The following is a 20,155-nucleotide window of genomic DNA, read 5'->3' as shown; positions in this document are numbered from 1 at the left end:
CGTTATGTATTGGGTTCCGGATGACGTCGGGTTCAGGAATCCAGCGTCAGCCCGTGGATCAGTCGTGCGGCGGCCTTGGCGGTGCGGCCGTCGATATCGAAGCCCGGGTTCAGCTCGGCAATATCGGCCAGGCGCAGCTTGCCGCTGTCGCGTACGGTTTCGATCAGCGGTTCGAGCAGGGCCAGCGACACGCCGCGAGCGGCGGGAGCGCTCACTCCGGGGGCCTCGGCGGCGGGCATGACGTCCAGATCGATACTCAGGTAGAGGTGGTCGCAGCGCGCCATGAAGCGCTGGAGGTCGCGCGCGAGGCCGTCCATGCGCTGCGCCTCGAATTCACGGTCTTCGCGTATCAGCACGTTGAGCTCCCGCGCCCGAGCGAACAGGGCGCGGGTATTGCTGGCTCGGCTTACCCCCAGGCAGGCGTAGCGAAAAGGCCAGCCGCGCTGACTGCACTCGGCGGCAATCTGGGCGAAGGGAGTGCCGGAGGAGCGCACGTGGCCGGGATCGCGCAGATCGAAGTGGGCGTCGAGGTTGACGATACCGATACGCGGACGGGCCTCGCCCTGCGCCTCGAAGTGGCGCGCCAGCCCCGACCAGCTGCCGAAGGCCACTTCGTGACCGCCGCCCATGACCAATGGCAGGTGGCCGGCCTGCAGCACGTTGGCGACCCGTTCGGCCAGGCGCTGCTGTGCCGATTCCAGGTCGGTATTGCCGTGGCAGTGCACGTCGCCGGCATCGTAAACCGGGGCGGTCCGGTGCCAGGCCAGCGGTGCCAGCGCCCGGCGCAGCGCCCGCGGCCCATCGGCGGCACCTACTCGGCCCTGATTGCGGGCGACGCCCGCATCGCTGGCAAAGCCTATCAGTGCCACGCCGGAAGGGCTGCTGCGCTTCAGCGGGGTAATGACCTGATGCCAGCGCAGGCTATCGGGTTCCGGGTCTTCGCGTCCGGCCCACAGAGACATGTCGATGGCTGGATCGGCCAGGTGCAGTTCAGTGCTGTTCTTGGACATGAGTCGCTTCTCCCCCATAGATGCGTTGGCGCAGTCGACCGGGCTGCACGGCGTAGGCCAATTCGGCCGGTGTCTCGATTGCCCAGAGGCACAGGTCAGCCGGTGCGCCCTCCGTAATGAGACCGACGGACTGCGTGTGGAGGCCAAGTGCCTGGGCGCCGTGAGCGGTCATTCCCGCCAGCGCCTCGCGGGGCGTAAGGCGGAACAGGGTGCAGGCGAGATTGAGCATCAATGTGGGCATGAACAGCGGTGAGCTGCCTGGATTGGCGTCGGTGGCTAGCGCCATCGGCACGCCGGCGTTGCGTAGCGCGGCAATCGGAGGCAGCTGCGTTTCGCGCAGTGTGTGAAAGGCACCGGGCAGCAGCACCGCGACACTGCCTGCCTCACGCAGGGCATCCACGCCGGCCTCGTCCAGATACTCGATATGGTCGGCGGAAAGCGCGCCATGCCGGGCTGCCATGGCGCTGCCGCCCAGATTGGAGAGCTGTTCGGCATGGGCCTTGATCGGCAGCCCATGGGCCGTTGCGGCTTCAAAGACCCGTTCGCACTGGGCCACCGAGAAGGCAATCTTTTCGCAGAACACATCCACTGCATCCGCCAGCCCCTGATCGGCGGCGGCGGGAATCATCTCGCGGCATACCAGGTCGATGTAGCCATCGCTGTCGTCCGTGTATTCCGGCGGTAGTGCGTGGGCGCCAAGCAGGGTGGTCACCACTCGCACCGGCAGCTCCTCGCCGAGGCGGCGCGCCACGCGCAGCATCTTCAGCTCGTCGGATACGGTAAGTCCGTAGCCGGACTTGATCTCTACGGTGGTCACGCCTTCGCGTATCAGCGCTTCCAGGCGGGGTCTGGCCAGAGCGAAGAGCGTTTCCTCGCTGGCCGCGCGCGTGGCGCGTACGGTGCTGAGGATGCCGCCGCCGCTGCGGGCGATCGCCTCGTAGCTCGCGCCTTCGAGACGTCGTTCGAACTCGTCGGCCCGCGAGCCGCCGAATACCAGGTGGGTGTGGCAATCCACCAGGCCCGGCGTCATGACGCCGCCGCGACTCATGACCTCGCAGTGAGCGAACTCTCTTTCATCCACCTGGCTGGTGGGGACCACGCCGACGATGGTTGCGCCCGCCGCCATGACCGTCATCGGCTCGCAGCGAGTGTCCCGGCCATCGAACAGCGTGACGCCGTGCCAGATTCGACTCGGCTTGAGTATCGCAGACATAGGGGCTCCTGATATCGTCGTGTACCAGCTATTGTATATACATTTAAGATCTCTTTCGACATACGTCAAGTCCTGCCTGGATAGGGCTCGGGGCATACTCAATGGATCGGCTGCCGGGGGATGGAAATAACACATTGAAAACAGTGGAGTAGAGGGCTTGAAAGCTTGCCGGGCCTCGCTGCGCATTCCCTTGCCGTTGAACTAAGGTCTACCTAGGAGCGTGCGCTTGCGGATGGCGTGCGGCGCTAGCGTAATGTATATACAAATAAGGAGCCGGCGCGTAACGGCTGCGCCAGCCGCAGCGCAACCACAATCACAATGCGAGGACGATACCAATGGCGATTCCCGAACCAGCCACCCGGGACATGCGCAGTGTCAGCTGGCTCACCGTAGCCAAGCTGTTCGTACCCAGCGCGCTGGGAATATTGATCTTCTTCATTCCCGTCACCATCGGCGGCAGAAGCACCATTTTGCTCGATCACATGGTGACCGGGGCGCGCGAGCTGATGGGCGATGCCGCGGGTCTGTACGCGCTGGCGCTGATTGTCGCCGGTGCTGCCTACCCGCTGTGGAAGGGGAGCTGGCGCCGAAGCCTGACCGAGCGCATCTTCACCGTACTCAAACTGGCCGGGGTCGCCGTCGCCATAATGGCCATGACGGGCTGGGGGCCGGCCCTGTTGCACGAGCCGGACATGCTGCCGTTCCTGTTCAATCGGCTGGTGATCCCGGTTGGGTTGATCGTGCCCATCGGCGCGGTATTCCTGGCCTTGCTGATCAGCTACGGGCTGCTCGAGCTGATCGGCGTTCTGCTGCAGCCGGTCATGCGTCCGATCTGGCGAACGCCCGGGCGCTCGGCCATCGATGCCGTGGCCTCGTTCGTGGGCAGCTATTCGATTGGCCTTTTGATCACCAACCGGGTCTATCAGGCAGGGCAGTACTCGGCCCGTGAGGCGGCGATCATCGCCACCGGCTTCTCCACGGTTTCCGCCACCTTCATGATCATCGTGGCGCGCACCCTGGACCTGATGAGCGTGTGGAATCTCTACTTCTGGCTGACGCTGGCAATCACCTTCATCGTCACTGCCGTCACCGTGCGCTTGCCGCCGTTGTCGCGTATCGACAACGTCAGAACCGACGGCGAGCCTGAAGCGATCCCCGGGACGCGGCTCGCCACGGCCTGGCGTACCGGCCTGGAGGTGGCGGAAAAGGCGCCGGGGCTGCATCGCAGCGTGGCGCTCAACGTTCGTGAAGGACTGCTGATGGCGATCAGCATCCTGCCCTCGATCATGTCGGTGGGCTTGCTGGGCCTGCTGGCCGCCAAGTACACACCGCTCTTCGAGTGGCTGGGCCTGCTGTTCTACCCCTTCGTGGCGATCTGGGGCCTCGAGGATGGAATGGCGCTGGCCCAGGCGTCCGCTGCCGGGCTCGCCGAGATGTTCCTGCCGGCTCTGCTGATGGCCGAGGCCGAGTTCGTCGCTCGCTTTGCCGCCGGCGTGGTATCGGTTTCCGCCGTGCTGTTCTTCTCCGCCTCGATTCCCTGCATCTTGGCTACCAGCATTCCGCTGACGGTCGGGCGTATCGTGGTGGTGTGGTTCATTCGGGTTGCGCTGAGCCTGATGCTGGCGGTTCCCGCAGGGTATCTGGCACAGATGGTCAGCGTGGGCTAGTGCCGCGACGCTCGCTACAAGGAGGCAGGCAGCGCCCCGCGCGATGCCTGCCTTTTTGCGTGGCGGGCATCAGCCGTTGTTGCGGTGAACGGAGCTGCGCAGCTTGTAGCGATCCCCAGGGTGGATAAGCCGGGCGTAGCTGATCAAGTGCTCACCCGACCAGGTGCGACGGGTCATGCTCAGGCAGGGCTGGGCATGGTCGCTTTCAAGGCATGCAGCCGTTGCGGCATCGACCAGAATCGCTTCGACAACGTGCTCGATGTCGGTGATGGGGCAGGCGGCCACCAGGACTTCATTGGGCGTGTGTCGGTTGAAGTCGGTTTCCAGATAGGCGGGCACCCAGCGCGGATTGACGAAGCGATCCTCCAGTTGGATCGGGACACCGTTCTCGCGATGCACGATACGGGTATGAAAGACACGCGTACCGAGTCGCACGCCTAGACGCAGCGCAACTTCATCGTCGGCGGCGATCGACTCGGCGCGCTGTACGTCGTTGCTGTAGGCATGTCCACGCCCGCGGACCTCTTCGGCGATGTTGTGCACCTCAACCAGCGACGACTCTGCCTTGCGATCGGTGACGAAGGTGCCCAGCCCAGGCTGGCGAGTGAGATATCCTTGCTGGACCAGGTCCCGGATCGCCTTGTTGGCGGTCATTCGGCTGACGCCGAAATCGCGGGCCAACTGCTCCTCCGGGGGGATCTGGTGATGTGCCGGCCAGTCTCCGGTATGGATTCTTTCCAGCAGGTGTTGTTGTATCTGCAAGTAGAGAGGAAGGGGACTTCCCATGTGATTGAATCCTGTCCCAGGCTGTCTATACATATTACTTGGCTAGGCGACATGAGGCACCCGTAGAAGTGCCCCGAATGTCGACATCGCAACTTACGGGAGGCGGCTTGAAACTGGTCATCGGAAACAAGAACTACTCTTCCTGGTCGCTGAGACCCTGGCTACTGCTGCGTATGCATGGTCTGCCGTTCGAGGAGATTCGCGTGCCCCTGGCACAGTCTTCCACTCGGGACGCCTTGGCTGCACATAGCGACGCGGGAAAAGTACCGGTATTGCATGACGACGACATCCTGGTATGGGACTCGCTGGCGATCTGCGAGTACATATCCGAAGCGTACCTTTCCGGCGCCGGTTGGCCGGCGGCTCGTCAGGAGCGTGCCGAAGCTCGCTCGCTCAGCGCCGAGATGCACGCCGGCTTCGTCGAGCTGCGAACCCGTATGCCGATGAACTGCCGGGCCAGCGGTCGCCGCGTGGAAATAACCGAGACCCTTGCGGCAGAAATCGAGCGCATCGACCGCATCTGGGCGCAGTGTCAGGAGCGTTACGAGGGGCGAGGCCCATGGCTGTTCGGTGAGTTCTCCATCGCCGACTGCATGTTCGCGCCGGTAGCGTTTCGCTTCGCCAGCTACGGGGTGAAGGTTTCTCCCCGCGCGATGGCCTATCAGCAGACCTTGCTGGGCGCCAAGCCGATGCAGGAGTGGGCAGAGCAGGCCCAAGCGGAGCCTGAAGTGATCGAAAGTGCCGAAGTCGGCACACCATGACCTGAGCCGTTCCGACAGGGGCTTTCACCGGTACGGCGTAGCATGCTTGAATGCCGTACTGTTTCCCGCATTCCTCTGGTAAGAGCGTCATGGCCTTCGGTTCTTCTACCCGTATCAACAAATACATCAGTGAAAGCGGTTTGTGCTCCAGGCGCGAAGCCGACCGCTATGTCGAACAGGGCAACGTGTGGCTCAACGGCAAGCGTGCCAAGACGGGGGACCAGGTCTTTCCCGGCGATGAGGTCAAGGTCAACGGTCAGCTCATCGAACCCCAGGAAGCCGAAGACCTGGTGTTCATCGCCCTGAACAAGCCGGTGGGCATCGTCAGTACCACCGAGCCGAGCGAGAAGGACAACATCGTCGACTTCGTCAAGCATGGGGTACGTATCTTCCCCATCGGCCGGCTGGACAAGGATTCCCAAGGGTTGATTTTCCTGACCAACAACGGGGATCTGGTCAACAAGATCCTGCGAGCCAGCAACAATCATGAAAAGGAGTATCGGGTCACCGTCGACAAGCCGATTACCGATGAATTCGTCGAGGGGATGGCTTCCGGCGTCCGTATCCTCGGAGAGGTGACCAAGCGCTGCAAGGTCGTCAAGGAGTCGACCTTCGTTTTCAACATAACGCTGGTGCAGGGTTTGAATCGCCAGATCCGGCGGATGTGCGAAAAATTCGGTTACGAAGTCACCAGGCTCGAACGCATACGCATCATGAACGTCTCGCTCAAGGGACTGGCATTGGGGGACTGGCGCGACCTGACCCAGAAGGAGGTCGACACCATCGTTGCCTTGACCGAGAGTTCGAGTTCCGATGCCTCGGCCAAGAGCAGGAAACCATCGCCAACCAGGGCATCCAACAAGCGCAAGACGGGTCAGGCCGCGAAGGGAGCGGCGGCCACGGCGAAGCGGGACGCCAAGGGCAAGTCGTCTGCGAGCGGTCGCGGAAAGGGTAAGAGCGCTGCGGGGAAGGCGGCAAAAGCTGGAGCCGCCGGCAAGGGAGGCGGAGCGAAGCCGGCACCCAATGCCAGAAACAAGAAGTCGCTGCATGGAAAACCCAAGCCGGCCGGCGGCCAGGGCGGAAAGGGGGGCAAGCCCCGCCGCACGAAGCCGGGCCGCTGAGCCCACCGACCCTACGTTGCCAACCGATGCGAGTAAGACTCCACCATGTCCCGGACGACGCGGCTCTTCGACCTCATGCAGATTCTGCGGCGTCACCGCTGCCCTGTAAGAGGCAGCGAGCTGGCCCATGAGCTCGGTATCTCGCTGCGCACGCTGTATCGGGACATTGCCGCACTGCGCGGCATCGGGGCCGACATAGAAGGCGACCCGGGGATGGGGTATGTGCTGAAACCCGGGTTGCTGCTGCCGCCGATGACGTTCTCCGAAGAGGAGCTCGAAGCCGTGGCCTTGGGCCTGAAATGGGTCGCCGAACGAGCCGACGAAGAGCTTGCCGAGGCTGCCGACGAGGCCCTCGCCAAGGTGGCGGCGGTGCTGCCCGGTGAGCAGCGACACAGGCTGGAGGACTCTGCGCTCCTCATCGGCCCCGGCTGGCAGCGGCCACAGAACGTCGATCTCAAGATGCTTCGCCGGGCAATACGCGACGAGAAGAAACTCGATATCACCTATCGCGACCAGATGGGGCGGCGCTCGTCCCGGACCATATGGCCTTGTGCGATCGCCTCCTTCGAGTCGAGCCGGATCGTTGCTGCCTGGTGCGAGCTACGTGAGGAGTATCGTCATTTTCGTGCCGACAGGATCGAAGCGGCGGTATTCACAGGAGAAGGTTTTCCCCGCAGGAGATGCGTGCTCCAAAAGGAGTGGCTGCAAACCCTACTGCCATGTTCTGTCACTGCCAAGGCCTATCCTGTTCACTCCTCAAGCCGAGAAATGGAGCAATCGATAATGGCACAGGAACTGGTCTTTTATACCAACCCTTGGTCGCGCGGCGGTATCGTACATTGGATGCTGGAGGAGATCGGCCAGCCGTATCGTATGGAGGTGCTCGAATACGGGGCTTCCATGAAGGCCCCCGAGTACCTCGCCATCAATCCCATGGGCAAGGTGCCGGCGATTCGTCATGGCGATACCGTGGTCACCGAAGCGGCTGCCATCTGCGCCTATCTGGCAGAGACCTTTCCGGAGGCCGGGCTGCTACCGGCACCCGAGGCGCGTGGCGACTATTTCCGCTGGCTCTTCTTCGCCGCCGGGCCGCTGGAAATGGCGATATCCTTGAAGTCTGCCGACATCACTCTCAACGCGGAGCGGCAGATGCAGTTCGGTTGCGGTAGCTACGATACGGCTGTCGAAACCCTGGCTTCCGCCGTGGCGGGGCGGCGCTACATCGCTGGCGAGACCTTTACCGCCGCCGATGTCTATGTCGGCTCCCACATCGGCTGGGGCATGCAGTTCGGCACGCTTCCCCGGCGCCCTGAGTTCGAAGCCTACTGGGATGGCCTGAAAGGGCGTCCGGCTCATCAGCGTACTGAAGAGGCAATTGCCAAGGCAATGCCCAGCGACGCGGGGAGCCTCGGCTGAGCGAGACCTGCGGCGGCGCGCCGTCTAGACGGCCGAGGTGCGGTCACGGCCGGCATGCTTCGAGCGGTACATGCTGCTGTCGGCGGCGCGAATGAGCGCTTCGATGTCCCGATAGGGCGCCCCAGGGGCGAGGGTTGCCAGACCGAAAGAGGCGGTGACCTGCTGCGGCAGGTCACTGCTCTGAGCGAGCGAGGCAATGCGTGCCCTCAGGGTTTCCGCCAGCGCATGAGCCCTGCACTTGTCGAATCCAGGCAGTATCAGGATGAACTCGTCGCCGACGTAGCGTCCGGCGTGGACTTTCTCTTGCTCCATGGCCTGCTGAAGAATGGCGGCGATGCGGATCAGTACCTTGTCGCCGACGGCATGGCCGAAACGATCATTGACCTTCTTGAAGTGGTCGAGGTCGATGAAGATGACCGAGAGCGGCGCCCCGCCGTGCTGCCCGTGGTCGAACTCCTCGCGCAGGGTCGTCTCCAGATGCTCCCGGTTGTACAGCTCGGTCAGAGGGTCGAGCTTCGTCTTGAGCTCGAGTGCCCGCTGTTCGTGACGCAACCTTTCGAGCTCTTGCTCCTTTTGTAACAAATCCTTCTGCAGACGCGCGGTGCGTTCGAGCAGCAGCATCTTTGCCTCGTGCATGATCTGCTTGGGCTCCAGCCACTCCGGCGGGCGCACGTTGTAGAGCGTGGCAATGGCCGGCAGCCGCTCCTGCAAGTCGATCAGATGGACGAGCATGTCATTGGTGTCGAGGTCGAAGTAGGCGGAGAGCTGCGTGGCAAGCTCGCTCAAGGCAGCCTCACCCTGCAGCCAGGCATCGGCGATCAAGCCGGAGGCGACGATGCAATTGTTGGCCCTTTCATCGTCATTTTCGGCGCAGGTCATGGGTTGATGACTGTCGCGGATCCAGCCGGCGGTACGTGCGGTGAGTTTCCAGCGATGGGCCAGCCAACCGCCGACTCCGGTGTGATCGATCCCATAGACTTCGCGCTCGAGCTGAGCCAGGGCGCGATGGTTCGGCGCTTGGGCCAGCAATTCGAGGTAGCGCTCGTTGTCCACTGCCTGGATGCCGAGCATGCCGATATCCTGAAGCAGAGCGGCAGTAAAGATGATGCTGCTCTGGGACTCCAGGCCGATGCGCTCGGCGAGCAGTTTCGCACTCATGGCACTGACCAGCGAGCGCTGCCAGTAGCGTTCGAGGTTCATGCTGGCCTGCGTCTCGCGGGATGCGGTGTGTATCAGACTGCAGCCCAGCGCGAGCGATAGCGTGCGCTCGATGCCCAGCCGGTTGACGGCCTGCTGCAGATCTTCGACAGGGCGCTGATTGGCATAGAAAACGGTATTGGCCAGGGATAGAAGGTGAACGGAGAGTGCTGGGTCGCTGCCAATTGCCGCGACCATCTCGCGCAGATCCACCTTGGGATCACGGGCCAGCTCGATAACGCGCAGTACGACTTGCGGCAGGGAGGGCAATTGGTCGCAGTCTTCCAGGGCAAGCCTTAACGAAGCGGGAAGCACATCGTTCTCCTTTTTATCGTTCTTACAGCCCTGCGACGTCACGGACGCAGCTGCGTCGCCCACGGCATTGGTACGGTGAACAGGAGTACAGTCGAGCTTGTTAATTTTAGTTAATTTCAAACGATCGATTAAACGCCTTTATTAGAGTGGCGTCAATCAGGGCACCGTACGGGAGGGGCGGTGCGGGATAGCGGCTTTTTGCGATGAGTTGCAGCTTTCAGGCGTGCCGTGATCGAGTCTTGCCGGGGGCGTAGAGATCGCCCCCGACGGTATGTGATGCGCTGAGGGTCAAGGCAGGTCCTTGCCACCCTGCGGGTCGGAGGCATCGTAATCCTGCGTGTCGTCGGGTGCCGACCCTGGCTCGTTCGAGGTGTCATGTTCGTAATCACGGGCCGCCCTGATGGCTTCGGGCTCAGTGTCGTGACGGGATATTTCCTGGGGCGTATCGGGGTCGGTCACGTCGAGCACCCGCCAGCCGCTGACCAGTATCGCATCCTGGGTTTCTTGCGTGATCGGCTCGACTCGTGCGGTACGTGTCATGGGCATCCTCCTTGGGCATGAATCCTTTCCTTTCCCAACATGGCAGAGGAAACGCCGATTGGCTAATGCGCGCCGGCAGCCTTCGTCGCCGGCACTTGACCTGCCTCGGGCATCCGTCCATACATGGGCGTGATACCTTTTTCTCAATGGAGCAGAGCACGCGCATGAGTCGCAGAATGAAGAGCCCGGCTGCGGCTCGCAATCGCCAGCCGATACTGGATGTCTTGAGCATGATCCTGCCCGATGAGGCGCGCATTCTCGAGGTGGCCAGCGGTAGCGGGGAGCATGGGGTGCATTATGCTGCCGCCAAGCCGGGCTGGACTTGGCAGCCCAGCGACCCCAATGCCGAAGCCCGCCGTTCCATCAGCGCCTGGCGACTGCATGCCGGGCTCGAAAATCTTTGCGAACCGCTGCCGCTGGACGTGGCTGGAATCTGGCCGGCGGGACCCTTCGATGCCGTGGTGGCAATCAACCTCATCCACATTTCGCCCTGGGAAGTCTGCGAGGCGCTGATGGCGCGAGCGGCGCAGCGCCTGTGCGAGGGCGGCGTGCTCTATCTCTACGGCCCCTATCGACGCGATGGCCGCCACACGGCGCCCAGCAACGAGGCCTTCGATGCCGATCTCAAGGCTCGCGATTCGCGCTGGGGCGTTCGCGACCTGGAGCAGGTGGTAAGCGAGGCCCGCAAGCACGGCTTCATGCTCGAACAGGCCATCGAGATGCCGGCCAACAACCTCAGCGTGGTGCTGCGCCTGCACTCCTGACGGCGGCGGGTTTATTCCTCGCTTCGGTTCTCTTCGATCTGGCCCGGCACGCGATAGCGTACGCCCTCGGCCTGGCGGTCATCCTCGTAGCGCCGTGTTTCCTCTTCGGCGGGTACGCCCCAAAGGGTCTGGCGGCTGCCGTCATCGTAGGTGTAGGTGGTGCAGCCTGAGAGCAGGACGAGACCCGAAAGAATGGTGATGCGTCGTATAGATGTCACGTGGAATCCCTTCGAAGGATGGCGATGCGGCCAGCCTGAGGCCAGGCCGCACGGTCGTCAAGACGATTTTGCTAGCCCGACCAGCCCAGCAGAATGGGAACGTAGACCACCAGCAAAAGCACGGCGATCAGCCCCACCAGGTAGGGCAGGATGGCTCGGGTGATACGCTCCAGCGGCAGTTGGGTGACCGATGAGGCGACGTACAGGTTGATCGCCACTGGCGGTGTGATCATGCCGATGGCCAGGCCCATCACGATGATGATGCCGAAATGGATCGGATCGATGCCCAGCTGCAACACCAGCGGCAGCAAGACCGGGGTCAGAATGATCAAGGCGCTGGCGGTTTCGATGAAGACCCCGGTCAGCAGGATCACCGCGACCACGAGCAACATGATCACATAGGGGTCGGTGGAGAGCGACAGCACGGCCTGGGCGATGGCGCCAGGCACCTGCCAGCTGGAGAGCGTCCAGCTCAGCACCGCGGAAGTCGCAATGACCAGCATGATCACCGAGGTGGTGATCGCCGAGCGAATCAGTATGCGGTAGATCTCGACGAGCTTTAGGTCGCGATAGACGAACAGCGAGACCAGCAGCGCATAATTGACCGCTACCACCGCCGCTTCACTCGGCGTGAAAATTCCCGAGAAGATGCCCCCCAGAATGATGACCGGCGTCATCAGGCCCCAACTGGCACTTTTGAAGGTGCGCCAGATGGTAGCCAAAGAGAGCTCGGTGCCGCGTGGATAGTTACGACGATAGGCCTGGGTGATGGCGATTCCAGCCAGCCCGATACCCATGAGAATGCCCGGGATGATGCCATTGAGGAACAGCTTCGACACCGATTGCTGGGCGATCACCGCATAGATGATCATCGGCACTGAGGGCGGGATGACCACGCCGATGGTGCCGCTTGCGGCAATCAGGCTGGCCGCCGAGGCGGGGTCGTAGCCCTTGCGCTTGAGCTCCGGCACCAGGCTCGAGCCAACGGCTGCCGTGGTGGCGGCGCCGGAACCCGAAATGGCGGCAAAGAACATGCCGGCGCCGACCGACACGATGGAGAGCCCACCCTTGAGAAAGCCGAACAGCGAGTCGGCGAAATTCACCAGCTTCTCGCTCACCTTGCCCTGAGCCATCAGGTCGCCGGCGAGGATGAACATGGGTACCGCCACCAGGGCGAAGGAGTTGATGCCCTGAAACATCTGCTGGGTGACCACCATCAGCGGCACCCCTTGGGCATTTAGCGCGAGCAGCGTGCTGGCGCCGATGGCCAGGGCGATGGGTACCCCAAGCAGCATGAAGGCGAAGAACACAATGAACAGTAGCGCCGTCATACCGGTGGCTCCTCGGCGGTGCCGCTACCGGTGTCGACCGCCCGGGGGCCCTTGACGATGAGTTCGATGACATCGACCAGGGCGTACCAGGCCATGAGGCCGGCCGAGATCGGTATCACGGCGTAGACATAGGTCATCGACAGCCGCAGCGAAGCCGAGCGCTGAAAGCTCTGCACCTGCATGTAGCGGTAGCCGATCACGATCAGCGCGAGCATGAAGCCGAGCGCCACCAGCACCGCTGCGATACGTGCCAGCTGCGCCAGGCGGACCGGCAGGGCATCGACGACGAAGGTCACGGCAATGTGCCGCCCTCGCTGAAAGGCGAGGGTGGCACCGAGAAAAGTGATCCACACCAGCAGAAAGCGGGCGACCTCCTCGGTCCAGCCCACGGCGGTGAATAGCGTTCGCGAGACGATCTGCAGCGTAATCACGCCGATCAACGCCGCCATGCCCAGGAACACGATGGGCTGAATGACGGCGTCGAGCATGCGTTCGATACGCTGCAGTATGCCCACCAGGGCGTGCAGCGGGGAGATCACTTACTCCAGCGCCTCCCGAATGCGCGGCAGGTAATCGCCGAACTGGTCGCCATACTTCTCGTACACCGGCGCCACGGCGGCCTGGAAGGCTTCGAGGTCGGCATCGTCGACGATCTGCATTCCGGCGGCACGCAGTTCGTCGAGCTGGTCGGCTTCCATCTCGGCGTTCATGCGTCGCTCATGCTCGGCAGCTTCCCGGGCGGCTTGCACCAGTACCTCATGGGCGGCTTCGGGGAGCTGGTTCCAGGCCGGCATGCCCATGACGAAGATGGCCGGCGCATAGGTATGGCGCGACAGCGTCATGTGGTCCTGGGTCTCATGCAGCTTGAAGGAGTGGATGACGTTGACCGGGTTTTCCTGCCCGTCGATGGTGCCCTGCTGCATGGCGGTCAAGGCTTCGGTCCAGGCCATGGGGATGGCATTGGCGCCAAGGGTGCGGAAGGTGTCGGTGTAAACCGGGTTTTCCATCACGCGAATGCGCAGTCCGTCGAGATCATCCGGGCTGCGTACCGGTCGCTCGCTGTTGGTCAAATTGCGGAAGCCTCGCTCGGCGTACGCCAGGCCTTTGAGGTTGACCTCTGCCAACTTGTCGAGAAGCTCCTGGCCGATGGGTCCGTCGAGCACCTCGTAGGCGGCTTCCGGCGAGGGGAACAGGAACGGCAATTCGAATACCGCCATCTCCTCGACGAAATTTGCCACGGGGCCGTTGGTGATCACGCCCATGTCGACCGTTCCGATCTGCATGCCTTCCAGGAGAGTGCGCTCGTCGCCCAGTGACGCGTTGGGGTAGATATCGACGGAGACGGCACCTTCGGTACGCTCGGCAACCAGCTCCTGGAATTTGACCGCGGCGATGTGGAAACCGTCCTGCTCATTGACCACGTGGGCCAGGCGCAGGGTGATCGGGTCCATGTCGGCAAAGTCCGAGGCCTGAGCGGAGCAAGCCAGTGCGAGGGAGATGCCGAGTGCCAGCGTGCTGCGTGCAAAAGTCTTCATATTTTTAATTTTCCTTTGTCGGGTCAACCCGTTGTGGAGCATGCCCCAGCCAACCCGACAGGGTCAATCGTCCCAATGACATTGGGTAACACATGTCCGGAGGCAAGCGATCACCCGGCACGGGAACGCTCTCTCTCATAGCAAGCGGTACATGATGTGGCTATCGACCAACCCCTGGGTGGGATGACGAAAGGCACAGGGCAGGGTGCCGACAATCTCGAAGCCGTGCTTCAACCACTGGCGAATCGCGACCTCGTTGGTCGAGACGACCATATTGAACTGCATGGCGGTGAAGCCGAGTTCGCGGGCGACGCGCAGTGAATCTTCACACAGCCGGTTGGCGATACCCTGGCCGCGAGCCTGCTCGGCCACCAGATAGCCGCAGTTGCATACATGATCGCCGGGGCCGGGCTGGTTGGGCTTGAGGTAGTAGGTGCCCAGCAGGTTGCCGTCGGTATCTTCGGCCACCCGCACGGCACGCGGCAGCTCGACCCACATGCGGAAGGCATCGGCTTCGCTGATTCGGCTCGGCACGGCATAGCTGTCGCCGGCGTGCAGCACAGGAGCGATGAACTCCCACATGGCGGGCCAATCACCGGACTGATAGGGACGAATGCGGATCATCGGTTTCCTCCTTGATACCTGGCATTGGTCCCGGATTTTATCTCATGTCTGCGTGAAATGTGCCGTGTTGGACGCTATGTCGGCTCAACGAGGTGTTTCACCGCCAAATAGGCCGCCAGCCCCCAAGGGCCCAGCTCGCGGCCGATACCGCTACGCTTGAAGCCACCCCAGCCGGTCTCGGGCAGAACGAGCTGCTCACTGTTGATCCAGACGCTGCCCGCCTGCAGGGCACGTCCTATTCGATGAGCGCGCTCCCGGTCGGCGCTGATGACCGTTGCTGCCAGGCCGAAGTCGCTGGCATTGGCCAGTTCGATTGCTTCCTGCTCGCTTGCCACGCTGCGCGCGCACAATACCGGACCGAAGATTTCCTCGCGCCAAAGCCGACTGTCGCAGGGAACGTCGCGAAACAAAGCCGGGGCCACGAAATAGCCCTGGGGTGGCAGTCGGCGATGGCTGGCGTCGCGCACCGGCGTAAGCCTCTCCTGCATGGCGACGGCGAGATACCCCTGCACCGCCTCGCGCTGTCGTACGCTGGTCAGTGGGCCCATGTCGCTGTCTTCGTCAAGCGGGTCCCCCAGCACCAGGGCGTCGATACGCTTCGCCAGGGCTGCATAGAGCGGCTCGGCGACGGCTTCGTGAACCAGCAGCCGCGAGGTGGCCGAGCAGATCTGCCCGGCATTGAAGTAGATACCCGCCATGACCCAGTCGGCGGCCTGCTCGGGGTCGGCGTCTTCCATCACGATGATCGGCGACTTGCCGCCAAGTTCCAGGGAGACGTCGGCCGAGCGTTCAGCGGCAGCATGCATCACCGCTTCGCCGACTCGGTTGCTACCGGTGAAGGAGATCTTATCGATACCGGGGTGCGCAGCGAGCGGTGCACCGACTCCCGCGCCGTCACCGAAGAGCAGGTTGAGGACACCGGTCGGTAGCCCGATTTCGCTGGCGATTTCGGCCAGCACTCGCTCGGGCAGGGGCGTCACTTCCGAGGGCTTGAGCACGGCGGTGCAGCCGGCAGCCAGCGCCGGGGCCAGCTTCCAGGCACTGGTGACGAGCGGAAAGTTCCACGGTGTGATGAGTCCCACCACGCCTACCGGGTCGTGGTAGCAGCGTGCCTCGACGCCACTCGTCTCCAGCTCGACCAGCCGCCCTTGGCGCTGGTCGAGTTCGCGTGCTTGCCCGGCATAGTAGCGGTAGCAGGCTATGGCGTCGTCGAGATCGATATTGGTCTCGGCCAGCACCTTGCCGTTGTTGGTAGCAGACAGACGCGCCAGCTCGTCGCGGCGGCGCGACAGCCCTTCGGCAAACCGCTCGAGATAGCTGGCGCGCTGTGCCCCGCTCAAGGCCCGCCAGGCGGGCAGGGCACGCCTGGCTGCTGCGACGGCGTCGTCGACGTCGTCGGGATGCCCGGCGGTGACCTCGGCGATGGTGTCCTCGCGGTAGGGATCCATTACCGCCAGTCGGCGTTCGCCTCGCGACGGTACCCAGCGGTTGTCGATGAACTGGTGATCGAGCAGTTGCATGGCGGTTCCCTCAGTCAGGTGAGCTTGTCGGGTGAGGCTGTCCCATGATGGCCTGCTGCCAGGCTTCGGCATTCACTTCGATCAGCAAGGGCGCGTCGATGGGCCGTGTCGCCAGGGCTCGCGTCAGGCCTTCAGGATCGCTCACTCGTACCGCGTGGCAGCCGAAGCCGGCGGCAACCACCTGAAAGTCCGGTGCGGCGATGTCGACGCCACAGCGTTCCACGCCGTGGGCATCCATGTAGCGGCGAATCTCCTCATAGCCATGGTTGTGCCACAACACGACGACCACCGGGAGACGCTGTTCCACGGCGGTGGCAAGCTCGCTGAGGGTGAACATCACGCCGCCGTCGCCGACCAGCGCCACCACTGGCAGCTCGGGCTGGCCAAGCTGAGCGCCCAGCGCGGCGGGCAGGCCGTAACCGAGGGTGCCGTAACCGGTTGAGGCATTGAAGTAGCGTCGCACCTGAGGACGCGATACCAGATGATTGCCGGCATAGACCGGTGCCGTGGAATCGCCCACCAGGAGCGCCTCGGGTAGCGCTTGGTCGAGAGCGGCGTAGAAGGGCACGAAGGGCGCGAAGGCCGGATCGGTTGCCAGGCCGAGCGAGGTCAGGCAAGCGGCGGTGCGCTCGGCGCCCCCGCGGCGGAGCGGCTCGGGGAAGTGCTCCGCGAGCAGCGCCAGGCTGCGCCCGGCATCGCTCACCAGGCCCAGGGAGACCTGCTGGTTGCGCACCAGCTGCTGGGCGTCGAGATCGATGCGTATCAGCTTGCCGCGTAGCTCGAAGCCATCATCGAACACCACGTCGTAATCGGTCTCGCCGAGCTCGGTGCCTACCGCCAGGATCACGTCGGCCTCGCGGGCCAGCTTGCGCACGACGGGAAGTGCGGCATTGGCGCCCAGGTCGAGAGGGTGGTCGCTCCCGAGCAGGCCCTTGGCGTTGATGGTGGTCACGGTGGGGGCATCGAGGACCTCCACCAGCGCCCTGGCCGCTTCTGCTGCATCGATGCACCCCCCGCCCAGCAGCAGCAGCGGTCGTTGCGCATCGCGCAGCCAGTCGGCGGCCAGCGCGAGGCCTTCCGGATCGGCTGCTGGGCGATAGATGCGTGCAGGTGGTGGGAGCTGCTTCATTTGCACGGGCATATCGAACAGGTCGATGGGGATCTCGATGTGCACCGGACCGGGGCGCTGGCTGGCAAACACGGCGAACGCTCGCGCCAGGACTTCCGGCAAGGCATCCGGGTCGAGCAGGGTATGGCTGAAGCGCGAGACGCCCGCCATCAGCTGCTGCTGACTGCCAAGCTCATGCAGTCTGCCCTGGCCGCGGCCCAGCGTGTCGCGGCGGTTGACGCTGGATATGACCAGCATGGGGATGGAGTCGGCCAGCGCCTGGCCCATGGCGGTGGCGATATTGGTCATCCCGGGGCCGGTAATGATCAGACACACCCCGGGCCTGCCGGTGGCCCTGGCATAGCCGTCGGCCATGAAGCCGGCGCCCTGCTCATGGCGCGGTGTGACATGGCGCACGCCGCTGCCTTCCAGGCCGCGATAGAGCGCCACGGTGTGCACGCCGGGTATGCCGAACACGGTGTCGACTTCGTAGCGCTGGCACAGCAGCGTCAACAGCAGCTGGGCACATGTCATCGGTTGGCTGGTCATCTTGCGCCTCAGAAGAAGAAGGTGTGGGCCATGAAGGCGATGATCGGCAAGGTGATGGCCGTGCGCAGCAGGAAGATCACAATCAGCTCCCACAGCTTGAGCGGGATCTTCGACTTGAGGATCAGGGCACCGATCTCGGACATGTAGATGAGCTGCGTCAGCGACAGGCAGGCGATCACGAAGCGGGTCAGTTCGCTCTCGATGTTGGTGGCCAGCACCGCCGGCAGGAACATGTCGGCGAAACCCACCAGTGTGGCAGGTGCGGCCGCCTCGGCCTCGGGAATGCGCAGCAGCTCGAGTATCGGCACCATGGGGTAGGAAAGCGAGGTGAACAGCGGGGTGAACTCGGCCAGGATCAGCGCTACCGTGCCGATGGCGAATACCAGCGGCAGCAGGGCGAGGAAGATGTCGGCCACATTGAACAGCGCATTTCGGGCCAGCTCGCGAGGGCCTGGGGAGTGCTCGGCGCGGCGTACCGCCTGGGTCAGGCTGTAGCGCAGCAGGCCCATCCGCTCGGTGCGCTTCTCCGCCAGCTGACAGCCCACCGGCTCGTAGTAGGTGTCGGGCTTGCGTGAAAGCGGCGGCAGGCGCGGCACGATTACCGCGGCGATCAGCCCGGCCACTACCACGGTGAAGTAAAACTGGATGAACATGTGGTTGAGGTCGACGAAGCTGGTGATCAGCAGACTGAAGGCGATCGAGACGATGGAGAAGTTGGTTGCGATCACCGATGCCTCGCGGCGATTGTAGAAGCCCTTCTCGTACTGCTGGGTGGTGATCAGCACGCCCACGGTGCCCGAGCCCATCCAGGATGCGGTGGCGTCGATGGCGCTACGACCGGGCAGGTTGAAGATCACTCGGAACGGTTTGCGCACCAGGCTGCCGATGAACTCCATGAAGCCGAACTCCACCAGGAAAGGCAGTAGCAGGGCGGCGAAGAAGAAGAAGGTGAGCAGTACCGGTGCCAGGTCGTTGAGCATCACGCCACCGGTGAACGAGGCGGTGACGAACTCGGGGCCGAACTGGAAGAAGGTCATGAGGGCGAAGGCCGCCCCCAGGATACGCATGCCGAACCATACCGGCCCGACGTGAAACATGTCGCGCAGCACCCCCTTCTCGGCCCAGCCTGGGCGAGCGAGCTTGATGAAGCTCGTAGCCAGCACGGAGAGTACCAGGACGGCCACGGCAATGGCCGGCAGGGCGCCGCCGAGCAGCGCCTTGAGGCCATCGGCCATGAAGCCCATGCCGATGTTGATGGTATCGCCGATCTGGAAGGGAATCAGGAACAGACCGACCCCGAGCGCGGAAGGGATGAGGAATTTGAGCAGATGGCTACGCTCCAGAGGAGCTTGCTCGGTGCCAGTTCGGTGAGTCGTGTCAGAGGAGGACATACGTTTATCCCTTGTGGGTTGTCGTTATTGGGTCAGGCCGGTTCGAGTCAATCGCGGCGCATCACGCCCGGGAGAGCACACAGGATTTCGTAGAGCAGGGTGGCCCCCATCAGCGCCGTGTTGCCGCTTGTGTCATAGGGTGGGGAGACCTCGACCAGATCGCCGCCAACGATATTCAGGCCGGCGGCGCCGCGAACGATTTCGAGCCCTTGGGCCGAGGTCAGGCCGCCCATCTCCACGGTGCCCGTACCCGGTGCCACCGAGGGGTCGAGACCGTCGATGTCGAAGGTGACGTAGACCGGGGTGTCTCCCATCTGGGTGCGTACTTCGTCCATCAGCGGCGCGAGCGAGCGGTACCAGCACTCCTCGGCCGTGACCACGCGAAACCCCTGCTGGCGACACCAGTCGAAGTCCTCGGCGGCGTAGCCGGTGCCGCGCAGTCCGATCTGCACCACCTTGCCCTTCGCCAGCAGGCCCTCTTCCTGGGCGCGACGGAACGGCGTTCCGTGGGCGAGGGGCTCGCCGAACATATGCTCATTGACGTCGGCGTGGGCATCGATATGGATCAGTCCCACCGGGCCGTGCTTCTTGGCGATGGCCCGCAGGATCGGCAGCGTGATGAGGTGATCGCCGCCCAGGGTGAGCGGTACGCAGCCATGGGAGAGCACTTCGTCGTAGAAGGCTGTGATGATGTCCACGGTCTTGGGCAGGTGAAAGGTGTTGATCGGCACGTCGCCGATGTCGGCCACCTGCAGGCTGTCGAAGGGTGCGGCGCGAGTCGCCATGTTGTAGGGGCGCAGCATGCGCGACTCGTCGCGAATCTGGCGTGGCCCCAGGCGGGTGCCGGGACGGTTCGAGGTGGCGGTGTCCAGCGGCACGCCGATGAAGGCAACGTCGAGCCCAGCGGCAGTGGGCTGGGTGGGTAGGCGCATCATGGTGGCGGGGCCGCCGAAGCGGGGCATCTCGTTGCCGCCGAGCGGCTGGTTGAAATCGGCCATGGTGGGCTCCTGATCGCGAAGAAAGGTTCACTCACTCATCAGGTCTAGCAGGTTTCGTGCCAGCCATGGAGAACCTGCCCATGGGCTTCCT

19 protein-coding genes are annotated in these 20,155 nt (G+C 63.5%); 5 read left to right on the top strand and 14 right to left on the bottom strand.

The annotated features are described in order from the left end of the window. Nucleotides 1-32 precede the first annotated feature (32 nt). On the bottom strand, nucleotides 33-1,010 hold the full coding sequence (hutG, locus tag AC2VNO_RS07955; protein ID WP_486933628.1) for a formimidoylglutamase: 978 nt from the start codon (nucleotides 1,008-1,010) through the stop codon (nucleotides 33-35). Next, nucleotides 991-2,223, bottom strand: coding sequence for an imidazolonepropionase (hutI, locus tag AC2VNO_RS07950; RefSeq protein WP_486933627.1), 1,233 nt, complete (start codon nucleotides 2,221-2,223; stop codon nucleotides 991-993). The genes hutG and hutI overlap by 20 nt, the downstream gene beginning before the upstream one ends. Before the next feature lie 335 nt (nucleotides 2,224-2,558). On the opposite strand from hutI, the gene AC2VNO_RS07945 reads away from it, so the two are divergent. Further along, nucleotides 2,559-3,890 carry a YjiH family protein gene (locus tag AC2VNO_RS07945; RefSeq protein WP_486933626.1) on the top strand — a complete coding sequence of 444 codons (1,332 nt, stop codon included), beginning with the start codon at nucleotides 2,559-2,561 and terminating at the stop codon, nucleotides 3,888-3,890. Between the two features lie 69 nt (nucleotides 3,891-3,959). On the opposite strand, the gene hutC is transcribed toward AC2VNO_RS07945, so the two are convergent. Next, the gene (gene hutC / locus AC2VNO_RS07940) at nucleotides 3,960-4,676 is read right to left on the bottom strand and encodes a histidine utilization transcriptional repressor HutC (protein WP_486933625.1); all 717 of its coding nucleotides are present in this window, start codon (nucleotides 4,674-4,676) and stop codon (nucleotides 3,960-3,962) included. Nucleotides 4,677-4,783: 107 nt separating this feature from the next. Here hutC and AC2VNO_RS07935 point away from each other — a divergent pair, with 107 nt between their 5' ends. The 3 genes from AC2VNO_RS07935 to AC2VNO_RS07925 all read left to right on the top strand — a co-directional run bounded on the left by AC2VNO_RS07935 (nucleotide 4,784) and on the right by AC2VNO_RS07925 (nucleotide 7,974). Next, nucleotides 4,784-5,437: a glutathione S-transferase family protein gene (locus AC2VNO_RS07935; protein WP_486933624.1), complete on the top strand. Its 654-nt coding sequence runs from the start codon at nucleotides 4,784-4,786 to the stop codon at nucleotides 5,435-5,437. Between the two features lie 89 nt (nucleotides 5,438-5,526). After that, nucleotides 5,527-6,558 (top strand): 23S rRNA pseudouridine(2604) synthase RluF, encoded by a 1,032-nt coding sequence (gene rluF / locus AC2VNO_RS07930; RefSeq protein WP_486933623.1) that lies wholly within the window; start codon nucleotides 5,527-5,529, stop codon nucleotides 6,556-6,558. A gap of 45 nt (nucleotides 6,559-6,603) precedes the next feature. After that, nucleotides 6,604-7,974, top strand: a complete 1,371-nt coding sequence (locus AC2VNO_RS07925; RefSeq protein WP_486933622.1) for an HTH domain-containing protein — start codon at nucleotides 6,604-6,606, stop codon at nucleotides 7,972-7,974. A gap of 24 nt (nucleotides 7,975-7,998) precedes the next feature. On the opposite strand, the gene AC2VNO_RS07920 is transcribed toward AC2VNO_RS07925, so the two are convergent. After that, nucleotides 7,999-9,486, bottom strand: a complete 1,488-nt coding sequence (locus AC2VNO_RS07920) for an HDOD domain-containing protein (protein ID WP_486933621.1) — start codon at nucleotides 9,484-9,486, stop codon at nucleotides 7,999-8,001. Between the two features lie 288 nt (nucleotides 9,487-9,774). Next, nucleotides 9,775-10,026, bottom strand: a complete 252-nt coding sequence (locus tag AC2VNO_RS07915) for a hypothetical protein (protein WP_486933620.1) — start codon at nucleotides 10,024-10,026, stop codon at nucleotides 9,775-9,777. Between the two features lie 164 nt (nucleotides 10,027-10,190). On the opposite strand from AC2VNO_RS07915, the gene AC2VNO_RS07910 reads away from it, so the two are divergent. Beyond that, nucleotides 10,191-10,790, top strand: coding sequence for a DUF938 domain-containing protein (locus tag AC2VNO_RS07910; protein ID WP_486933619.1), 600 nt, complete (start codon nucleotides 10,191-10,193; stop codon nucleotides 10,788-10,790). A gap of 11 nt (nucleotides 10,791-10,801) precedes the next feature. Here the strand turns inward: AC2VNO_RS07910 and AC2VNO_RS07905 are convergent, their stop codons facing one another. The 9 genes from AC2VNO_RS07905 to speB form a co-directional block, all read right to left on the bottom strand. After that, a complete protein-coding gene (locus tag AC2VNO_RS07905; RefSeq protein WP_486933618.1) occupies nucleotides 10,802-11,008 on the bottom strand; it encodes a hypothetical protein in 207 nt (68 codons plus the stop codon). 71 nt (nucleotides 11,009-11,079) lie between these two features. Continuing rightward, a complete protein-coding gene (locus tag AC2VNO_RS07900) occupies nucleotides 11,080-12,339 on the bottom strand; it encodes a TRAP transporter large permease (RefSeq protein WP_486933617.1) in 1,260 nt (419 codons plus the stop codon). Continuing rightward, nucleotides 12,336-12,827: a TRAP transporter small permease gene (locus tag AC2VNO_RS07895; RefSeq protein ID WP_486933663.1), complete on the bottom strand. Its 492-nt coding sequence runs from the start codon at nucleotides 12,825-12,827 to the stop codon at nucleotides 12,336-12,338. The genes AC2VNO_RS07900 and AC2VNO_RS07895 overlap by 4 nt, the downstream gene beginning before the upstream one ends. Nucleotides 12,828-12,878: 51 nt before the next feature. Beyond that, nucleotides 12,879-13,874, bottom strand: coding sequence for a TRAP transporter substrate-binding protein (locus AC2VNO_RS07890; protein ID WP_486933616.1), 996 nt, complete (start codon nucleotides 13,872-13,874; stop codon nucleotides 12,879-12,881). 135 nt (nucleotides 13,875-14,009) lie between these two features. After that, complete coding sequence (locus AC2VNO_RS07885; RefSeq protein ID WP_486933615.1) at nucleotides 14,010-14,498, bottom strand: GNAT family N-acetyltransferase; 489 nt, start codon at nucleotides 14,496-14,498, stop codon at nucleotides 14,010-14,012. A gap of 74 nt (nucleotides 14,499-14,572) precedes the next feature. Further along, nucleotides 14,573-16,018, bottom strand: a complete 1,446-nt coding sequence (locus tag AC2VNO_RS07880) for an aldehyde dehydrogenase family protein (protein ID WP_486933614.1) — start codon at nucleotides 16,016-16,018, stop codon at nucleotides 14,573-14,575. Nucleotides 16,019-16,028: 10 nt separating this feature from the next. Beyond that, the gene (locus AC2VNO_RS07875; RefSeq protein WP_486933662.1) at nucleotides 16,029-17,660 is read right to left on the bottom strand and encodes a 5-guanidino-2-oxopentanoate decarboxylase; all 1,632 of its coding nucleotides are present in this window, start codon (nucleotides 17,658-17,660) and stop codon (nucleotides 16,029-16,031) included. A gap of 23 nt (nucleotides 17,661-17,683) precedes the next feature. Next, on the bottom strand, nucleotides 17,684-19,066 hold the full coding sequence (locus AC2VNO_RS07870) for a YjiH family protein (protein WP_486933613.1): 1,383 nt from the start codon (nucleotides 19,064-19,066) through the stop codon (nucleotides 17,684-17,686). A 47-nt stretch (nucleotides 19,067-19,113) separates the two neighbouring features. Next, complete coding sequence (gene speB, locus AC2VNO_RS07865; RefSeq protein WP_486933612.1) at nucleotides 19,114-20,064, bottom strand: agmatinase; 951 nt, start codon at nucleotides 20,062-20,064, stop codon at nucleotides 19,114-19,116. Nucleotides 20,065-20,155: the final 91 nt, after the last annotated feature.

The sequence above is a fragment of the Halomonas sp. TH-94 genome, from assembly GCF_057473365.1.
This window is presented reverse-complemented; position numbering and strand designations above follow the sequence as displayed.

Excerpts from the sequence above, each read along its gene's own strand:
- hutG (WP_486933628.1), bottom strand. The coding sequence starts at position 1,010 with ATGTCCAAGAACAGCACTGAACTGCACCTGGCCGATCCAGCCATCGAC.
- hutI (WP_486933627.1), bottom strand. The coding sequence starts at position 2,223 with ATGTCTGCGATACTCAAGCCGAGTCGAATCTGGCACGGCGTCACGCTG.
- AC2VNO_RS07945 (WP_486933626.1), top strand. The coding sequence starts at position 2,559 with ATGGCGATTCCCGAACCAGCCACCCGGGACATGCGCAGTGTCAGCTGG.
- hutC (WP_486933625.1), bottom strand. The coding sequence starts at position 4,676 with ATGGGAAGTCCCCTTCCTCTCTACTTGCAGATACAACAACACCTGCTG.
- rluF (WP_486933623.1), top strand. The coding sequence starts at position 5,527 with ATGGCCTTCGGTTCTTCTACCCGTATCAACAAATACATCAGTGAAAGC.
- AC2VNO_RS07925 (WP_486933622.1), top strand. The coding sequence starts at position 6,604 with ATGTCCCGGACGACGCGGCTCTTCGACCTCATGCAGATTCTGCGGCGT.
- AC2VNO_RS07915 (WP_486933620.1), bottom strand. The coding sequence starts at position 10,026 with ATGACACGTACCGCACGAGTCGAGCCGATCACGCAAGAAACCCAGGAT.
- AC2VNO_RS07910 (WP_486933619.1), top strand. The coding sequence starts at position 10,191 with ATGAGTCGCAGAATGAAGAGCCCGGCTGCGGCTCGCAATCGCCAGCCG.
- AC2VNO_RS07900 (WP_486933617.1), bottom strand. The coding sequence starts at position 12,339 with ATGACGGCGCTACTGTTCATTGTGTTCTTCGCCTTCATGCTGCTTGGG.
- AC2VNO_RS07895 (WP_486933663.1), bottom strand. The coding sequence starts at position 12,827 with ATGCTCGACGCCGTCATTCAGCCCATCGTGTTCCTGGGCATGGCGGCG.
- AC2VNO_RS07890 (WP_486933616.1), bottom strand. The coding sequence starts at position 13,874 with ATGAAGACTTTTGCACGCAGCACGCTGGCACTCGGCATCTCCCTCGCA.
- AC2VNO_RS07885 (WP_486933615.1), bottom strand. The coding sequence starts at position 14,498 with ATGATCCGCATTCGTCCCTATCAGTCCGGTGATTGGCCCGCCATGTGG.
- AC2VNO_RS07880 (WP_486933614.1), bottom strand. The coding sequence starts at position 16,018 with ATGCAACTGCTCGATCACCAGTTCATCGACAACCGCTGGGTACCGTCG.
- AC2VNO_RS07875 (WP_486933662.1), bottom strand. The coding sequence starts at position 17,660 with ATGACATGTGCCCAGCTGCTGTTGACGCTGCTGTGCCAGCGCTACGAA.
- AC2VNO_RS07870 (WP_486933613.1), bottom strand. The coding sequence starts at position 19,066 with ATGTCCTCCTCTGACACGACTCACCGAACTGGCACCGAGCAAGCTCCT.
- speB (WP_486933612.1), bottom strand. The coding sequence starts at position 20,064 with ATGGCCGATTTCAACCAGCCGCTCGGCGGCAACGAGATGCCCCGCTTC.